This is a genomic window from Pacificispira sp. (assembly GCF_965228185.1).
Classification (GTDB): Bacteria; Pseudomonadota; Alphaproteobacteria; order UBA8366; family Aestuariispiraceae; genus Pacificispira.
This window is the reverse complement of sequence record NZ_CBDDHE010000008.1, coordinates 957,672-975,193: the sequence shown is the minus strand read 5'-3', so window position 1 is coordinate 975,193 and position 17,522 is coordinate 957,672. Positions and strand designations below refer to the sequence as shown.

The following is a 17,522-nucleotide window of genomic DNA, read 5'->3' as shown; positions in this document are numbered from 1 at the left end:
CGGGAAAACCGGATGCACGTCCGACGGGCCATGCTATCGTGGCCCGCGACCCGAGACGCGGCGGCAACACCGCGCGAGACTATAGAGGAAACCCATGACGCATCTTCGACACCCCGAAAGCTATCGCAGCGGCTCGGACCGGACGCAGCCTCGCGCCCGGGCGCTGGCGGCGGACACCGCTGCCCACCAGGTCCGCCTGCTACGCCTGATCACCCTTATGACGGTCTGCCTGGCAGTATTGTTCCTGGCCGCGCGGCCCGGTTTCGCCAGGGGGGCGCCGGAAAGCTTCGCCGATCTGGCGGAAAAGCTGCTGCCGGCGGTGGTCAACATCTCGTCCGAAACCGCGGTTCAGCGGTCCGGCCCCTTCCCGGAAGAATTCCTGGAACGCTTCGGCCGCGGCGATAAGAACGACGAGCCGCGCCGGGCGCAGAGCCTGGGGTCCGGCTTCGTCATCGACGGCACGGCGGGGATCGTCATCACCAACAATCACGTCATCGACGGCGCGGATGAGGTGAAAGTCATCCTGCAGGACGATTCCGAATATACCGCGGAAGTCGTCGGCTCCGACCCGGCGACCGATGTCGCGGTCTTGCGCATCAACACCGAAGGCAAAACCCTGCCGGAAGTGCCCTGGGGCGATTCCGATGCCGCGCGGGTCGGCGACTGGGTCGTCGCGATCGGCAATCCGCTCGGTCTCGGCGGTACGGTGACGGCGGGGATCATCTCGGCGCGCGGCCGCAACATTCAAAGCGGTCCCTATGACGACTACATCCAGACCGACGCGTCGATCAACCGGGGCAATTCCGGCGGTCCGCTGTTCAACATGGACGGCAAGGTGATCGGTATCAACACGGCGATCTTCTCGCAGACCGGCGGATCGATCGGCATCGGCTTCTCGATTCCGTCGAACCAGGCGGCGAATGTCGTCAGCCAGATCCTGACCTATGGCTCGACCCGGCGCGGCTGGCTGGGCGTTTCGATCCAGGAAGTGACCGACGACATTGCCGACTCCCTGGGCATGGAAACGGCCAAGGGCGCGTTGATCTCGACCGTGCATGACGGCGGACCGGCGGCGGATGCCGGGTTCCAGGCCGGCGACATCATCATCAGCTTCGACGGCAAGCCGGTTTCCGATACCCGCGAATTGCTGCGTTTAGTGGCCAATGCCGCCGTCGACGAGCCGGTGGACGTGGTCGTCTGGCGGAACGGCAAGGAGGTCGACCTGACCCCGACGCTGGGTCAGCGCGAGAAGATCGATCTGGCCTCCCTTACCGGCGAGCAGGAATCGCAGAGCAGCGAGTCCGATCAGGTCAAGAAACTCGACTCCCTGGGTCTGGAAATCGCCTCGCTGAGCGACGTTCTGGCCGAGGAATTCGGCGTGGACCGTGGCGAGGGCGGCGGCGTCATCATCACCGATGTCGCCAAAGGCTCAGACGCCGAAGAAAAGGATCTGCGCCGCGGCGACGTCATCCTGGAGGTCAACCAGAACAAGGTCGGCACGCCGGGCGAAGTCGAAACCGAGGTCAAGACGGCGCTTGATGCCGGCCGGTCCTCGGTTCTGCTGAAAGTCCTGCGCGGCGACAGCAAGAAGTTCATCGCGGTGCGTTTCGCCCGGTAGGGACGGACGCCTCGACCCTGAAAAAGCCCCCCGGCGACCCGTTCGCCGGGGGTTTTTCTTGCCCGCCGCGCCCCCATCGGGTAGTCAGATCGCCATTCCAATTCACCGAAAATGGACTATCGGTCGATGAACGAGCCGCGCATCCGGGACTATCCGGTCTCCTGGGAAGAACTGCACCGCAACGCCCGCGCCCTGGCCTGGCGCCTGGCCAATCTGCAGCCGCTGGACGGCATCGTCGCCGTGACGCGCGGCGGCCTGGTCCCGGCCGCCATCGTCGCGCGCGAGTTGGAAGTGCGCCTGATCGATACGGTCTGCATCGCGTCCTATGACCACAAGACGCAGGGCGCCGCCTCGACTTTGAAGCCCGCCGACGCCGGGGACGGCTCGGGCTGGCTGATCGTCGACGACCTGGTCGATACCGGCAAGACCGCGAAAATCGTGCGCGACATGCTGCCCAAGGCCCATTTCGCCACCGTTTACGCCAAGCCGGCCGGCCGCCCGATGGTCGACACTTTCGTCACCGAGGTCTCGCAGGACACCTGGATCCTGTTCCCCTGGGATGTCGAAATGGCCTATGCCGAACCCATCCGCACCCGCGGGCGCGGCTGAGTTCTTCCGACCCGGTAACCGGGGTCCTGCGGCAGCGGGACCCTCCTGCGACGACGTGGTTTCGGCGGCGCGCCCGGCTCAGTCCATCTTGCGCTGGGATGAGGTATAGACCGACGAGGCCTCATAGTAGGAATCGAAACCGATGCGGCGGCGCAATTCCTTGAAATCCATGATGCCGTCGCGCGGCGCGTCCTGTTTCATCGCCTGCAGCGTGCCGACCATCGCCTGCATCGCCGCCGCCATCAGGGTCAGCGGATAGGCGGCGATGGCATAACCGATATCGGCCAGTTCCTTATGGCTGAGATCCGGGGTTTCGCCGCCTTCGACGATATTGGCCATTTTCGGGCCGGGCAGCTCGTCGCAGACCCGGCGCATCTCCTCGACCGTCTTCGGCGCCTCCACGAACAGGATGTCGGCGCCCAGTTCGTGGAATTTCGCGGCCCGGTCAATCGCCTCGCCCAGCCCATGTTCGTGGCGCGCGTCGGTCCGCGCCAGGATCAGGATGTCGCTTTCGGCCCGCGCGTCGGCGGCGGCGCGGATACGGTCGAAGGCCTCCTCGCGCCCGACCACGGCCTTGCCCGGCGTATGGCCGCAGCGTTTCGGCGCAACCTGGTCCTCGATCATCACCGCCCCGCAGCCGGCCTTGGCGAAGCCCTGGACCGTGCGGATCACGTTCATCGCGTTGCCATAGCCCGTGTCGCCGTCGCCGATGACCGGGATCGTGACCGTGTCGCAGATGTTGCGGGCCTGATCGACGACCTCGCCATAGCTCATCAGGCCCAGATCCGGCTCCCCGATCCGCGAGGCGGAGGCGGCGAAACCGGACATGAAGGTCAGCGGAAAGCCTTCCTGTTCGATCAGCTTCGCCGACAGGGCGTCGAAGCAGCAGGGCATGACGGAGAGCCCGCCGCGATTGAGGAGCGCGCGCAGCTTATCGGGGGCGGACATGGGTCACCTCACAGTTTGAACGGTATATAGAGCGCCAGATCGGTCCAGACGTAGAGCAGCGCCGCCACGGCCAGCATCAGAACCAGGAAAGGCAGCACGCCGCGCGCCACATCCGATAGCGGCGCCCTGGCCACGGATTGTATCACATAGAGATTCAATCCGACCGGTGGGGTGATCAGCGCGCATTCGACCATGACCACCATGAAGACCCCGAACCAGATCGGGTCGAATCCCATCTGGATGGCGGAGGGCAGCAGGACCGGCGTCATGATCAACACCATGGACAGGGCTTCGAATACCAGGCCCATCAGCAGCAGCACCGCGCTGACGACGATGATGAACAACAGCGCCGTATCCAGGTTCTGGCTGATGAACAGCGAGATGTCCTGCGGCAGACGATAGAGCGTGATCGCCTTCCCGAAAATCTTCGCCCCGGCGATGATCAAAAGGATCGCGACGGTCGTCGCCATCGCCTCGAAGGCCGCCTCGCGGAACGCCTTCCAGGTCAGGGTGCGCAGCACGCCGGCGGTGATCACGACGGCGGCGGCGAAACCGACCGCCGCAGCCTCCGTCGGGGTGAAGGCGCCGGTATAGATCCCCAGGATGATCAGCGCCGCCAGTGCCAGGCTGGGCACGGCGCGCAGGGTCGCGCGCCAGCGCTCCGGCCAGGACACCGGCTTTTCCGGCGTGTAGCCGCCGAAAAACCGCGCCTGGATCATCGCCAGAACGATGAACAGCGTCAGCAGCGCGATGCCGGGGCCGATCCCGGCGAGGAACAGCGAGATGACGGATTCCTCCGTCACGAAGCCATAGACGATCATCGGGATCGACGGCGGAATCAGGATGCCCAGCGTCCCGCCTGCCGCCAGCAGGCCGTAAACGAAGCGCTTTTCGTAACCGCGCTTGATCATTTCCGGAATGGCGACGGTGCCGATGGTCGCGGCCGTTGCGACCGACGAGCCGGAAATCGCCGCGAAGATGCCGCAGGACAGGATGGTCGCCACGGCCAGCCCGCCCGGCCAATGGCCGACCCAGGCATGGACGGCGGCGAAGAGGTCGCGCCCGACCCCGCCCTTCAGCAGCACATTCGACATCAGCAGGAACAGCGGCACGGCCAGCAGGATGAACCCGTCCAGCGTGGACAGCACCGCCTGCGGCGCCATCAGCGGCGAGAATCCGCCAATCAGCAACAGCGCAAGGCCCAGCCCGCCCAGTGCAAAGGCAACCGGCACCCGCAGCAACAACAGCCCGAACAGGGCCGCCAGGATCAGAATCACGGTCATTCGTGGGGCGCCTCCCAGTGGCCGGGCCGATTGCCCCTGAATGTCTCAATCGCCTCGATCACCGCCTGCGCGAACAGGACGGCAAAGCCGAACGGCACCGCCAGTTCGGCGACCCAGGCCGGCAGGTCCAGCATGGAACCGGTGGTCCGGCCGCGTTCGAAGGAATCCCAGAAAATCGGCCAGCCCTTCCAGACCAGCGCGGCACTGAACACCGCGACGACGACCATCGCGCCGGTATCCGTCCAGCGCAGGATCCGGGGCGGCAATTGTGCCGCCAGGGCGTCGACCACGATGTGGCGATGGAAGCGCAGCGCCCAGGCCATGGCGATCAGCGACCCCCAGATCAGGCAAAGCTGACTGAGTTCCGCCGCCCAGACTGTCGGCTTGACGAAGAAATAGCGGGCGACGACCTCATAGGTCAGCATGCAGCCTGATATCGTGAACAGGGCTGCGGCCAGCCAGGCCAGTGCCGTGACGAACCGGTCGATCATGGTCATTTTCCACGCGGAAGGGGCCGCCCGAACATCCCGGAGCGGCCCCGATTTGCGTTCCAGCCGATTACATTCCGGTCGCGACGGAGAACAGGGTCTGGCCGAGTTCGCCGGCCTTTTCCTTGTACTCGTCATAGACCGGCTGCGCGACGGCCCGCCAGGCTGCCAATTCCTCGGCATTCGGCGTATAGACGCTCATGCCGTTTTCTTTGGCCGCGGCATAGGCTTCGGCTTCGATTTCCGACATCTTGTTGCGGACATGGGCTTCCGCCTTCATCGCCGCCGCCTCGATCGCCGACTTATGGGCATCGGACAGGCCGTTCCAGAATTCGGTATTCACCACGACGATGAATTCGATATCGGCGTGGTTGGTGATCGTGATCGTGTCCATCACTTCCCACAGCTTGCGGGATTTGACGCCGGACACGCCGGTCATGCCGATATCCACCGTGCCGCGCTGATAGGCCAGATACTGTTCCGAACCCGAGATCAAGGTCGGCGCACCACCGGCGGCGGTCACGAAATCACCCAGCGTCTTGCCGAAGACGCGGACCTTCTTGCCTTCCATATCGGCCGGGGTTTTCAGCGGCCCGCCCTTGGACAGCATGATCGCGCCGCCATAGGCCTGCCACCACAGCACGGTCGCGCCGGTATCGGCGATTGCGTCGTCGATCGGGCCGCGGATGGGCGAGCCCTTGGCGACGGCCGCGCGGACCTTCTCCTCGCTGTCGAAGACGAAGGGCTGATAGAAGATATCGACCGCCGGAATGTCGCCGACATAGCGGGTCAGCGAGGCAACACCGGCCTCGATCGCGCCCGAGCCGACGGCGGCGGGCACTTCCTTGTCCTTGTAAAGCTGCGCGCTGTCATAGATTTCGACCGCAACTTCGCCATTCGTCGTCTTCTCGACCTCTTCCTTGAACATCAGAAGATTCTGGCCGAGATGGCTTTTCAGCGGCAGCTGCAGCGAGATACGCATGGTGACATCGGCCGCCTGGGCCGGGACGGCCCCAAGGGCCAGGGTCGCGGCCAAGCCGGCTGCGGAAAGAATACGCTTCATGTCAGGTCCTCCCTGAAGGCTTTCTTATTGGTAGGACCAAAGATTACGGAAACCGCGCACCGGCACAATTGCCAATTCGCCGAATGCATTATGCCGCGAACTGGAAACAGTCGATCTGTTCGCTATTCGGACAAGCGGTGGTCTGGATCCCAGTAGCGGACGGGAGCAGAGGCGATATCCTTCGCAGGGTCAGGTCCGAGTCAGCGGCAGGCCTTGGGCGAGGCGTAGCGCAGCCCCTTTCCGGATCAAAGGTTCCAGAGCGACATAGGCTGAGGCGGGGTTTTCGACTTCCCACAAAGCCCCGGTTTCGCGCCGCGGCAGGGTCCGGAACTCGAACGGAGTGTCGACCCAATGGCGCAGCCGGATGGTGGCCCTCTTCGCATCGGCCCGCGGTGCCGTCGGGACCGCATCGATATCCTGCGGTTCGATCGCGGCCACTTCCTCGCCAAGATTCCGGGCGATCAGGACTCTATCCGTGGTGATCGCATAGCGTGTCCGATCAATCCGCCGACGCCGCACGAGATAGAACCCGGCCCCGTACAAGACCGGCACAATCGATACCCAGACGAAGTAGACACGAAAGTGAAACGGCCAGGCGTCCGTACCGCCGCCCGGGATGTCCGAGAACAGCAGTATCCCGGCCATCATCAACCCAATCGAAAACGCTATTGAGGCCAGAAGGAGCCGAATTCCGTTCAGGGAGGCACAGCCCGAAGACGGCCTTCCGGTCCAGAGCAATCTCTCGCCCGCCCGCAACGCCGGATTCCAGGGCGCGAGTTCCGGATGATCCGGTGCAGCGGCCGTCACGTCGGCTTGTCCCATTTTTTGCCCAACGGCGCATCGAAACGGGGCTGCCAGATGCCGATCTCTTCAGGCGTCAGCGGTTTGTGTCGAATGGCCTGCAGCGCCTGCAGCGCGCCCTCGGGATCCTTGATCCGCCAAAAGGCACCCGCCTCCCGCAGCCCCTGGTTCTTCCAATGGTTTCGGGTCTCCATCCATTCGGTCAGCCGGATCGTGCCGCGCCCAGTCAATATGGACCGCCGCATTTCGATGTCCCACAGCATTTCGCCCGGTTCGATGAACTGGCGGTCCTTGCCCCCCCGCCAGACGATCAGCGCGCGATCCGTCGTTACGGCGTAGCGCATACCCGCGATCCGCACCATAAGGCGAACCGGCCGCACGAAGCTGTCATAAACAACGAACAGGAAGGCTAGGCCAAAGCCCGAAATGAAGAACCAAGCGAACGGCTCCAGGATTGCCACCTTCATGAGTTCCGGGATGGCGATCAGAAAAACTACCAACAAAACTGGACCGAGAACATACAGAAACACGAAGAAGAAGACCGTCATCCACAGCCCGTTCAGCTTAAAGCACCAGATGCTGGGGCGGCCGGTCCAAACCACGCGTTCGTCCTGCCGCAACGGCCCAACCCAGGACGGCGGCGCGCCGCCGCTGATCGCGGCCTTCCAACCTTCGCGGTCTGGGCCTGGATAGGGAGGGTTCCGTTCTTCCGTCATGCCCAGCAGATAACCGGGAACCGCGCCCGTCCGCAACCGGACTGTAACCTGCGATTGCGGACTACTTCCCAGGATCGCAGACCGTGTCGGTTCTGTCCCCCTAAAACCGTGCTCCTGCGAAAGCCGGAGCCTTCGATGGACGCTTTTGAGTGTCAGGCCGACCAAGGTTCCTGCTTTCGCAGGAACAAGATGGGATTCGATTAGGCCAGCAGGTAGCCCAGCACGGTGTTCAGGCGCAGGCGGCCTTCGGGAGTGGCGCGCAGCACATTGTCCCGGCGGTCCAGGTAGCCTTCCTCCAGCAAGGCCGTCAGACGTTCGGCGTCGAGCGCGCCGAAACCCTGTCCCGTCTCGGCGATCAGGCGGCTTTCCGGAACGCCTTCCGACAGGCGCAGGCCCATCAGCAGCAGTTCCTGCAGGCGGCGGTCGGGGCCGATATCCTCCGCTTCCTTCAGCGCATGGCCCTGACGGTCCACCGCCTCCAGCCAGCGTTCGGGCAGGCGCTCGCGGGTGGTCGCGCGCTTGACCCCGGCGCGGGTCTCGCGGCCATGGGCGCCGGGGCCGATGCCGACATAGTCCCAATAGCGCCAATAGGCCAGGTTATGGCGGCTTTCCGCGCCGGGACGGGCGTGGTTCGAGACCTCGTAAGCGGGCAGGCCGAGCGCGTCGAGACGCGCCTGCGTCGCCTCGTAGAGCGCGGCGGCGACCTCTTCCTCCGCCGTCAGGGGCTGTCCAAGCCGCGCCAGCGTGTGGAAATGCGTCCCTTCCTCGATGGTCAGTTGATAGAGCGAGAGATGGTCGGCGGCGAGATCGATCGCCTGACCCAGTTCCGCGGCCCAGGCGTCGGGCGTCTGACCGGCCCGGGCATAGATCAGGTCGAAGGAGCGGCGCGGGAAATGCCTGTGGGCCAGATCGATGGCCCCGCGCGCTTCCGCCGCCGAATGTTCCCGGCCCAGGAATTTCAACGATTCGTCGTCCAGCGCCTGGATCCCCAGCGATACCCGATTGACCCCGGCATCGGCATAGGCGGCGAATTTGCCGGCCTCGACCGAGGTCGGATTCGCTTCCAACGTGATTTCGATATCGTCGGCGGGCGGCACCTTCACCCGCGCCGCCGCGATCAGGGCGCCCGTGGTTTCCGGGTCCATCAGCGAGGGCGTGCCGCCGCCGAAAAAGATCGAGGTCAGCCGCCGGTCCTCGAAACCGTCCAGCGCGCCGTCCAGCTCGGTCAGCAGCGCCTTGCGCCAGCGCGCCTGGTCGATGCCGTCCCGGACATGGCTGTTGAAATCGCAATAGGGGCATTTGGCCTTGCAGAAGGGCCAATGGATATAGAGCGCCAGCGGCGCGCGCGCCGCCGTTTCCGCTCTTTCGGGCTGCGGGCTCATTTCGAGAAGCAGGCCGCGACCAACTGGTTGAAGGCGTCGGCGCGGTGGCTGATCGCGTGCTTTTCGTCGGGATCCATCTCCCCGAAGGTCCGGCGGTCCCCTTCCGGAACGAAGATCGGGTCATAACCGAAACCCCGGCTGCCCCGTCCCGGCTCGACGATCGACCCTTCGACCCGGCCCTCGAAGGCTTCCAGATGGCCGTCGGGCCAGACCAGCGCCAGGGCACAGATGAAGGCGGCGGATTTATCCTCCTGGCCGATCAGGGCGCGGTGCACGCGGTTCATGGCCAGGTCGAAATTCTTGGTCTTGCCGCCCCAGCGCGCCGAATAGATGCCGGGCGCGCCGTCCAGCGCCGCCACCGCCAGACCGGAATCGTCGGCCAGCGCCGGCATGTTCGCGGCCGTCGCGGCGGCGCGGGCCTTCAATTCGGCATTGGCCAGGAAGGTGTAGCCGGTCTCTTCCGGCTCCGGCAGGTCGAGCATGGCGGCAGAGAAGACCTTCACGTCGAAGGGTTTCAGCAGATCCGCGATTTCGCGGACCTTGCCTTCGTTATGGCTGGCGATGACCAGCTTGTCCCCGTCGAAATGCCGCGCCATTCGGTTCCTGTCCCCGCCCCGCTCAGCCGTTGGCCAGAACGGCGTTTTGCGCAGCCGTCAATTCCGAGCAGCCCTTACGCGCCAGGCGCAGGAGCGCCAGGAACTGATCCTCGCTGAACGGCTCGCCTTCCGCCGTGCCCTGAATTTCGACCAGGCCGCCGGTGCCGGTCAGCACGAAATTCGCATCCGCCTGGGCCGAGGAATCCTCGTCGTAATCGAGATCCAGCACCGCCTCGCCCTTGTAGAGGCCGCAGGAGATCGCGGCGATGGAGCCGGTCAGCGGCGATTTCTGGACCGCGCCCAGCTTCACCATATGCTGGATTGCCAGCGCCAGGGCGACATAGCCGCCGGTCGTGGCCGCCGTGCGGGTGCCGCCATCGGCCTGGATCACGTCGCAATCGACCCGGATTTGGCGTTCGCCCAATAGTTTCGTATCCGTAACGGCCCGCAGGGACCGCCCGATCAGGCGCGAGATTTCCTGCGACCGGCCGCTGTCGGCAGTGCGGCGGCGGTCCATCCGGCTGTGGGTGGAGCGCGGCAGCATGCCGTATTCCGCCGTCACCCAGCCCTTGCCCGTATTGCGCAGAAACGGCGGAACCCCATCCTCGACCGACGCGGTGCACAGGACATGCGTATGACCGAATTTCGCCAGACACGACCCTTCGGCATAGCGCGCGACCTCCGGTTCGAGGACGATTTCTCTAAGCTGATCTGCGGCACGGCCGGACGGGCGCATCGTTTCTCCCTGGGACAAATTGCAACGGTTCTGACTATGGTTAAGCGACTTACGCTTTAGCCTTTCCCGCGGGTTCCGTCCAGTGCGGGGCACTTGGCGCTTCGCCGCGGGGCAATTGACGCCTTACCGACCCCTACCTACATTTGCGCTGCCATGATAACCGAGCTGAACGATCGATCCCGAGACATCCTGCGCCTGGTCGTGGAGGCCTTCGTCGAAACCGGCGAACCCGTCGGCTCGCGCACGCTCTCGCGGCGTCTGGATATGGGCCTGTCGCCGGCCACGATCCGCAATGTCATGGCGGATCTGGAGGAGGCCGGGCTGCTCTATGCGCCGCATACCTCCGCCGGGCGGCTGCCCACCGATATGGGGGTCAGGCTGTTCGTCGACGGCTTGCTGCAAAGCGGCCAGTTGAGCAGCGACGACCGCGCCATGATCGAGCGGCAATGCGCGACGGCCGGCCGGTCGGTCACCCAGATGCTGGAGGAAACCTCGACCCTGATGTCGGGGTTAAGCCGCTGCGCCGGACTGGTCACCGCGCCGAAAACCGACGGCGTGCTGAAGCATATCGAATTCGTGCCGTTGGGCCCGGGCCGGGCGCTGGTCGTGATGGTCACCGAAAGCGGCATGGTGGAGAACCGGGTCATCGACCTGCCGATGGGCCTGCCCTCCTCCACCCTGATCGAGGCGACGAATTACCTGACGGCGAAGCTGGTCGGCCGGTCCATCGCCGACGCCCGCAGCGTTATTGCGGATGAAATTCAGGCCCATCGTGCCCAGATTGACGAGTTGACGGCAAAGGTGGTCGAAACCGGCCTGGCGACCTGGTCGGATGTGACGTCCGGCGAAGGGGTCCTGATCGTGTCCGGTCAGTCCAATCTGCTGGAGGACGTAACGGCCATCGCCGATCTGGAACGGATCCGCAGCCTGTTCTCGGCCCTGGAAGCCAAGGAAAACCTGTGGAAGCTGCTGGACGCGGCGGAGGTCGCCCAAGGTGTCCAGATCTTCATCGGCGCCGAGAACGATCTGTTCTCGCTGGCCGGCTGTTCCATGATCGTCGCCCCGTATCGCGGCGGCGAGGACGGTCAGAAGATCGTCGGCGCCATCGGCGTTCTGGGCCCGACCCGGATGAATTACGCCCGGATCATTCCCATGGTCGATTATACGGCCAAGGTGATTGGCCGGCTGGTCGGCGGCACCAGGACCTGAACCGGCGAAAACGGGAGAAGATCGGCGGATTTCGCAGCGGGACTTGAGGCGTCACCCGGAATGGGCTACGCCCCCCGCGACCCTTTTAAGGTATGAACGCAAACAGGCGGTGAGTATGAGCGAGGATAAGAAGACCCAGTCGGACGAAACCGAACAGGAAGCGGCGGATGCCGCGGCCGAAGCCGCGGTGGAGGAAACCGGTGCCGATGTCGAAACCGCACCGGAAGACAGCGACGAGGTCGTCCAGCTGAAATCCGAACTGGCGGCGATGCGCGACCGTGCGCTGCGTGCCGTGGCCGAGGCGGAAAATGTCCGCCGCCGCGCCGACAAGGAGCGCAGCGACACGCTGAAATATGCCGCGTCCGGCCTGGCCAAGGAATTGCTGCCGGTGGTCGACAATCTGCGCCGCGCCGTCGAGGCCGTGCCGGAAGAGCACCGGGCCGACAACGAGGTCATGAAGAACCTGCTGGTCGGGGTCGAAATGACCGAAAAGATGCTGCTGGACGCCTTCCAGAAGAACCACATCGCCAAGATCGATCCGTTGGACGAGAAGTTCAACTATGCGGAACATCAGGCGATCCAGGAAGTGCCCGGCACCGGCAAGCCGGCCGGCACCGTCGTCCAGGTCCTGCAATCGGGCTATAAGCTGCACGATCGCCTGCTGCGCCCGGCCATGGTGCTGGTCGCCAAGGGCGACGCGGCACCGCCGCCGGACGATACGGAGAAAGTCGACACGTCCGCCTGATTCCCGTCCCGCGCGAATTTTCTTGGCGGTTCAGCATTTGTTCCATATTCTCCTCCCGATTGTTTTTTCGGGAGGCGCATATGGTCTTTGGTGAATCGAATTGGGCGCGCCGCATCGCGACCTTTGTCCCGTCGGCCTGCCTGCTGGCCGCCTGTGCCGCCCTAACCGCCTGCAACACGACACCGACAATGGATATCCCGGTCGCGCAGGATGCGCCGGCCGACTTCATCCGCGTTGAAGGCACCAAGCCGATCGCTTTCGAACGGGTCGTGTCCGGGATCCGGTCGGGCACGGTCGTCGCGCATTACCCGGCCGACGGCGTGCCGGGGACCAGCGTGGGTCTGTGCAATTACGGCTATACCGGCGAAGTCACGGAAACCTGGATCGGCGCCTCGCAGCAATTGTCCGGCTGGCGCGACGATCTGGGCATCGCCTTTTTCGATACGATGACCGGCCGTGGCTTCGACGTGACGACCGATCCCGGAAAACTGTTCAACGTCCCGGACGAAATCGACCGCGCGCAGTATCTCATCGCCGCCCGTATCGACGAGATGCGGGGCAATTTCTGTGAGGAACACCATTGGTGGGACGGACGGCCGCTTGGAAAATATGCCGGCGAGGTCTATCTGGACGTGACCTGGAGCGTCTATGACGTGGTTCAGCAGCGGGAAATCGCGCAGTTCACCTCCAATGGGTATTTTCTGAAATCCAAGGCGTCGACGACGGGGTTCATGGAGGCGTGGCGCGGCGCCTTCGCGGCGTCGGCCGACCGGCTGGCGGGCGACGCGGATTTTGTCGCCGCGGTCTCCGGCAAACTCGGCCCGACGGCGCAAACCGCCGACCTGCCGGAATCCGGCTCCGCCGCACCGAGCTCCGCGCCGGTCTTCGTGCTGCCGAACCTGCCGCTGTCCCAGAGGCCTTTTCACGAGGTTTCGGACGCGGTGACCGGGTCCGTCGTGACCGTTGTGGTCGGCGCCGGCGGGCATGGATCCGGTTTCGTCGTCCGGGAAGACGGTCATATCCTGACCAATTATCATGTGGTCGGCGAGGCCGAGACGGTGCGCGTCCGGTTCCCGTCCGGCCTGGAAATGGCCGCCGATGTGGTGCGCCGCCACAAGGTCCGCGATGTGGCCCTGTTGCGGGTGCCGGTCAGCGGCCTGAAACCCTTGCCGCTGCATCTCGCCTATCCGAAGGTCGCGGCGCCGGTTTTCGTTATCGGCACCCCGGCACAACAGGTGCTGGAAGCCACCGTGACCCGCGGCATCGTCAGCAGCATTCGGTCCACGGGCCTGACCGGGCGGGAACCGCCGCTGATCCAGGCTGACGCGGCCGTCCATGGCGGCAATAGCGGCGGGGCGCTGGTCGATGAAAACGGCAATATTCTCGGCGTCACGGTCGCGGTCGCGAATGCCGGCGGGCAGGCCACGGATTCCTTGAGCCTGTTCATTCCCATCGCCTCGGCGCTGGAATATCTCAACATGACCGTCGACGGATCGCCGCCATCCTGACTCCGCCATCCTGAAGCCGCCCTGGCGCCATGGTCCTGACGTCGCCTGCGGGCCAGAGTTGACCTTCCGGGCCCGGTCGCCCATATCGGCGGGCATGACGCAGCAAACTTCTGCCGGCGACGCGCCGGTTTTCCATGGCACCACGATCCTGTCCGTCCGCAAGGGCGACAAGGTGGTCATCGCCGGTGACGGCCAGGTCAGCCTGGGCAACACCGTGTTCAAATCCAATGCGCGCAAGGTCCGCCCGCTGGCCGACGGCAAGGTGATCGTCGGCTTTGCCGGGGCGACCGCCGACGCCTTCACCCTGTTCGAACGGCTGGAAGCGAAGCTGGAGCAATATCCGGCGCAATTGACCCGAGCCTGCGTCGAACTGGCCAAGGACTGGCGCACCGACCGCTATCTGCGCCGCCTGGAGGCGATGATGGCCGTGGTCGACAAGGACGTTTCGCTAATCCTCAGCGGCACCGGCGACGTGCTGGAACCGGAAGACGGGCTGATCGGCATCGGATCAGGCGGGGCCTATGCCCTGGCCGCCGCCCGGGCGCTGGCCGACCGTGACGATATGAGCGCCGAGGATATCGCCCGCCGGTCGATGAAGGTCGCGGCCGATATCTGCATCTACACCAATGAGAACATCACCCTGGAAAGCCTGGACACGTGAGCGACAAGAGCCCGAGTTTCAGCCCCCGCGAGATCGTCTCCGAACTCGACCGGTTCATCGTCGGTCAGAACGACGCCAAGAAGGCCGTCGCCATTGCCCTGCGCAACCGTTGGCGGCGGCTGCAGCTTGAGCCCGAGATGCGCGAAGAGGTCCTGCCGAAGAACATCCTGATGATCGGCCCGACCGGCTGCGGCAAGACCGAGATCGCCCGCCGCCTGGCCAAGCTGGCCCGCGCCCCCTTCATCAAGGTCGAGGCGACGAAATTCACCGAGGTCGGGTATGTCGGCCGCGATGTGGAGCAGATCGTGCGCGATCTGGTCGAGGTCGCGATCCAGATGGAGACCGAGAACCAGCGCCGCGAGGTTCACGCCAAGGCCGAATTGTCGGCGGAGGAGCGGGTGATCGACGCCCTGGTCGGCGACAAGGCCGGCGACGCGACACGCCAGACCTTCCGCAAGAAGCTGCGCGAGGGCTCCCTGGACGACAAGGAAATCGAAATCCACGTCCAGGATACCGGCGGCATGGGCCTGCCGACCATGGACATTCCCGGCATGCCGGGCGCCCAGATGGGCATGCTGAACCTGAACGACATCTTCGGGAAGGCCCTGGGCGGCGGCCGCACCAAGGCGCGCAAGATGACCGTGCGCGAAAGCTATGAGGTCCTGGTCGCCGAGGAGGCCGACAAGCTGGTCGATCACGAGGCGATCAAGCTGGCCGCGATCCACAATGTCGAGCAGAACGGCATCGCCTTCATCGACGAGATCGACAAGATCACCGTACGGTCCGAACGCTCCGGCGGCGATGTCAGCCGCGAAGGCGTGCAGCGCGACCTGCTGCCGCTGATCGAGGGCACGACGGTCGCGACCAAGCACGGCGCGGTGAAGACCGACCATATCCTGTTCATCGCGTCCGGTGCCTTCCATCTGGCGAAGCCGAGCGACCTGTTGCCGGAACTGCAGGGCCGCCTGCCGATCCGGGTCAGCCTGAACGCGCTGACCGAGGCCGATTTCCGCCGCATCCTGACCGAACCGGATAACAGCCTGATCAAGCAGTATGTCGCCCTGATGGGGACGGAAGCGCTGACCCTGTCCTTCACCGAGGATGCGATCGACGCGCTGGCCAAGCTGGCCGCCGAGATCAACGCATCGGTCGAGAATATCGGCGCGCGGCGCCTGCACACCGTGCTGGAAAAGCTGCTGGAAGAGATCTCCTACAGCGCGTCCGACAAGCCGGACGGCGAGACTTTCGAAATCGACGCCGCCTATGTCCACGCCCAGGTCGGCAACCTGGCCAAGAACGCGGATTTGTCGAAGTTCATTTTGTAGAAGGCGATTGCCCGGTTTCACCACCCGTGTTTTTTAGCGGTGAGTCTTGCTGCTTCACGGGAGGGGAATGTATGCGCGCGATTTTGCGGGCCTCGGTTCTATTGATGCTTCTGGTCGGTGCGACGGCGTGCGCATCCATTCAGGAACGGGTCATGGAACCCAAGGAACTTATCAACGACCCAATTCTCGAGTCCCAAGAAGTTCGGCCGCCACTGAATGTCGAGATTGTTCATCAGGAAGAACTGAAATTTGTATTCAGTGACCCCATCCTCGGTTTTGAGAACACGACCTACGACTATTCGAAGGCCGTCATTCCCGCCCTGTTGGATGGATTGTCCAGATCATACGCATTGGTACCGGAGGAAGACACGGCCAATCATGTGGAAATCCATTTCACGGATATTGAGGGCGATCTAAGCTGCCGAAAATACACGTTCTACCAATGCTCCCAAGGGATCGAATTCGGTGCCCTTGTCATCGTAAACAAGGGAGGTGAACGCGTGGCCCGCCGTAAACTGGCAAAGTCGCACAGGGCCAGCGGCAGCGAATTCTTTCTACCGGTTACGGCCTTCGATCCTCTTCATATGAAGGCCGCGCCCATCGCCTTCTCAAAGTTGATCGCGGAAATCGTGGTCTTCGCCGACGAAGCCCTTGGCCTGGAGCGATAGCGATTTCTCCCGGCCCGTCTTGTCGACCCATTTAACCGATGAGAAGGATGATCGAATGCCGCCGAAGCCCATCAACCCGCCGCAGATCGCACCGCCCGCCAGCGCCTACAATCACGGTTTCCTTACGGAAGGCGTGCGCGACCTTCTGACCCTGTCGGGACAGCTTGGCGAGGCGCCGGACGGGACCTGCCGTGCCGGGGCCGAGGCGCAGAGCCGGCAGGCTTGGGAGAATGTCTTCGCCATACTGGCCGAAGCCGGGATGGGGCCGGAGCATGTGGTGAAGGTCACCAGCTATATCGTCGGCCAGGAGAACATCGCGGCCTATGTCGCGGTTCACAAGGAACTCCACGGCGACCGCTTGCCGCCCTGGACGCTGGTCTGCGTCCCGGCGCTGGGGAAACCCGATTATCTGGTCGAAATCGACGTCCTGGCCGCCCGCTGATTGCTAGGCTGGCCGTCTTCCGGCCCCCTCACCCCAGCGGATCGAGATCGGTGCCGTGGAACGTGCCGATATAGTCCAGCGTCAGGGCGTCATAGGCGCGCAGGGCATCCATTTCCAGGCTTTGCAGCGCGTTTTCCAGGAGTTCGGGACCGGCGCTGCGATAGACCGAAATCCCGGCGACATAGAGCGTGCCGTCCTCGTCCCGCAAGGGACCGTAAATGCGTTCGGCATAGGAATGTTCGGCGCCCGGCGTATGGTTGATGCCATGCACCAGGAGCCTGCGCTCCATGGCCAGATTGAAACGCGCCTCGACAGGTTTGTGCATGCCGTTGCGGATGATCTGGCTGAGCGGTTTTCCGCGCGTCGGCGCGCCCCAGGCGGAGGTGACGTCCTCGCCGGTGAAATGGCACAGGATCGTGCGGTCGGGCATCTGCCGGTAAAGCCAGAAATGCGGCAAAGCGGCCGTCAGCGCGGCCGGGTCCAGGTCGGATTTCAGCGGCAGATCCGGCGCGCTGCGGCGCGTCAGATCCCGCCAGACCGACAAAAAAAGCTTCGCGGCGTCGGTCGAAACCGGCACGCCGGAACGTGGATCGAATTTTTCCGCCACGATGTTCCTAAACCAAGCGCTGATACGGGCCGCCCATCCCAGCGACCCGAGTGGCGATCACAATGACGTGATTTGGTTAACGCGGCAAAACCATTCGGCAGGACATTGCGCCGCATT

At 64.3% G+C, this 17,522-nt stretch carries 19 protein-coding genes; 9 read left to right on the top strand and 10 right to left on the bottom strand.

Going from position 1 to position 17,522, the window contains the following annotated elements:
• Nucleotides 1–94: 94 nt before the first annotated feature.
• On the top strand, nucleotides 95–1,618 hold the full coding sequence (locus tag ACO06O_RS19430; protein ID WP_421883647.1) for a DegQ family serine endoprotease: 1,524 nt from the start codon (nucleotides 95–97) through the stop codon (nucleotides 1,616–1,618).
• Nucleotides 1,619–1,744: 126 nt separating this feature from the next.
• On the top strand, nucleotides 1,745–2,227 hold the full coding sequence (gene gpt / locus ACO06O_RS19425; protein ID WP_420419226.1) for a xanthine phosphoribosyltransferase: 483 nt from the start codon (nucleotides 1,745–1,747) through the stop codon (nucleotides 2,225–2,227).
• A gap of 78 nt (nucleotides 2,228–2,305) precedes the next feature.
• Here the strand turns inward: gpt and ACO06O_RS19420 are convergent, their stop codons facing one another.
• From ACO06O_RS19420 to rph, 9 genes are all read right to left on the bottom strand, one after another.
• Nucleotides 2,306–3,175, bottom strand: a complete 870-nt coding sequence (locus tag ACO06O_RS19420; RefSeq protein ID WP_420419225.1) for an isocitrate lyase/PEP mutase family protein — start codon at nucleotides 3,173–3,175, stop codon at nucleotides 2,306–2,308.
• An 8-nt stretch (nucleotides 3,176–3,183) separates the two neighbouring features.
• Entirely contained in the window at nucleotides 3,184–4,458 is a 1,275-nt protein-coding gene (locus ACO06O_RS19415; protein WP_420419224.1) for a TRAP transporter large permease, read from the bottom strand.
• Complete coding sequence (locus ACO06O_RS19410; RefSeq protein ID WP_421883643.1) at nucleotides 4,455–4,949, bottom strand: TRAP transporter small permease; 495 nt, start codon at nucleotides 4,947–4,949, stop codon at nucleotides 4,455–4,457. Before ACO06O_RS19410 ends, ACO06O_RS19415 begins: the two co-directional genes overlap by 4 nt.
• 67 nt (nucleotides 4,950–5,016) lie before the next feature.
• Nucleotides 5,017–6,009: a TRAP transporter substrate-binding protein DctP gene (dctP, locus tag ACO06O_RS19405; RefSeq protein ID WP_420419222.1), complete on the bottom strand. Its 993-nt coding sequence runs from the start codon at nucleotides 6,007–6,009 to the stop codon at nucleotides 5,017–5,019.
• 189 nt (nucleotides 6,010–6,198) lie between these two features.
• Nucleotides 6,199–6,831, bottom strand: a complete 633-nt coding sequence (locus ACO06O_RS19400) for a hypothetical protein (RefSeq protein WP_421883640.1) — start codon at nucleotides 6,829–6,831, stop codon at nucleotides 6,199–6,201.
• Nucleotides 6,813–7,562, bottom strand: a complete 750-nt coding sequence (locus tag ACO06O_RS19395) for a hypothetical protein (protein ID WP_421883637.1) — start codon at nucleotides 7,560–7,562, stop codon at nucleotides 6,813–6,815. The genes ACO06O_RS19400 and ACO06O_RS19395 overlap by 19 nt, the downstream gene beginning before the upstream one ends.
• 164 nt (nucleotides 7,563–7,726) lie before the next feature.
• Nucleotides 7,727–8,908 carry a radical SAM family heme chaperone HemW gene (hemW, locus tag ACO06O_RS19390; protein WP_421883633.1) on the bottom strand — a complete coding sequence of 394 codons (1,182 nt, stop codon included), beginning with the start codon at nucleotides 8,906–8,908 and terminating at the stop codon, nucleotides 7,727–7,729.
• On the bottom strand, nucleotides 8,905–9,504 hold the full coding sequence (gene rdgB, locus ACO06O_RS19385) for an RdgB/HAM1 family non-canonical purine NTP pyrophosphatase (RefSeq protein WP_421883630.1): 600 nt from the start codon (nucleotides 9,502–9,504) through the stop codon (nucleotides 8,905–8,907). The genes hemW and rdgB overlap by 4 nt, the downstream gene beginning before the upstream one ends.
• 22 nt (nucleotides 9,505–9,526) lie before the next feature.
• Nucleotides 9,527–10,240: a ribonuclease PH gene (rph, locus tag ACO06O_RS19380; RefSeq protein ID WP_421883628.1), complete on the bottom strand. Its 714-nt coding sequence runs from the start codon at nucleotides 10,238–10,240 to the stop codon at nucleotides 9,527–9,529.
• Between the two features lie 153 nt (nucleotides 10,241–10,393).
• Between rph and hrcA the strand changes: the two genes are divergently transcribed.
• The 7 genes from hrcA (at nucleotide 10,394) to ACO06O_RS19345 (ending at nucleotide 16,798) form a co-directional block, all read left to right on the top strand.
• Nucleotides 10,394–11,449, top strand: coding sequence for a heat-inducible transcriptional repressor HrcA (gene hrcA / locus ACO06O_RS19375; protein ID WP_420419216.1), 1,056 nt, complete (start codon nucleotides 10,394–10,396; stop codon nucleotides 11,447–11,449).
• A gap of 115 nt (nucleotides 11,450–11,564) precedes the next feature.
• A complete protein-coding gene (grpE, locus tag ACO06O_RS19370; protein WP_421883625.1) occupies nucleotides 11,565–12,194 on the top strand; it encodes a nucleotide exchange factor GrpE in 630 nt (209 codons plus the stop codon).
• 80 nt (nucleotides 12,195–12,274) lie between these two features.
• Nucleotides 12,275–13,702, top strand: a complete 1,428-nt coding sequence (locus ACO06O_RS19365) for a S1C family serine protease (RefSeq protein ID WP_421883622.1) — start codon at nucleotides 12,275–12,277, stop codon at nucleotides 13,700–13,702.
• A gap of 94 nt (nucleotides 13,703–13,796) precedes the next feature.
• Complete coding sequence (hslV, locus tag ACO06O_RS19360; RefSeq protein WP_421883619.1) at nucleotides 13,797–14,363, top strand: ATP-dependent protease subunit HslV; 567 nt, start codon at nucleotides 13,797–13,799, stop codon at nucleotides 14,361–14,363.
• Entirely contained in the window at nucleotides 14,360–15,688 is a 1,329-nt protein-coding gene (gene hslU / locus ACO06O_RS19355; protein WP_421883616.1) for an ATP-dependent protease ATPase subunit HslU, read from the top strand. Before hslV ends, hslU begins: the two co-directional genes overlap by 4 nt.
• A gap of 71 nt (nucleotides 15,689–15,759) precedes the next feature.
• Nucleotides 15,760–16,356, top strand: a complete 597-nt coding sequence (locus ACO06O_RS19350) for a hypothetical protein (protein WP_421883612.1) — start codon at nucleotides 15,760–15,762, stop codon at nucleotides 16,354–16,356.
• Nucleotides 16,357–16,411: 55 nt separating this feature from the next.
• A complete protein-coding gene (locus tag ACO06O_RS19345) occupies nucleotides 16,412–16,798 on the top strand; it encodes a RidA family protein (protein WP_421883609.1) in 387 nt (128 codons plus the stop codon).
• 28 nt (nucleotides 16,799–16,826) lie between these two features.
• Here ACO06O_RS19345 and ACO06O_RS19340 read toward each other — a convergent pair whose 3' ends face one another.
• Entirely contained in the window at nucleotides 16,827–17,405 is a 579-nt protein-coding gene (locus ACO06O_RS19340; RefSeq protein WP_421883606.1) for a hypothetical protein, read from the bottom strand.
• Between the last annotated feature and the right edge of the window lie 117 nt (nucleotides 17,406–17,522).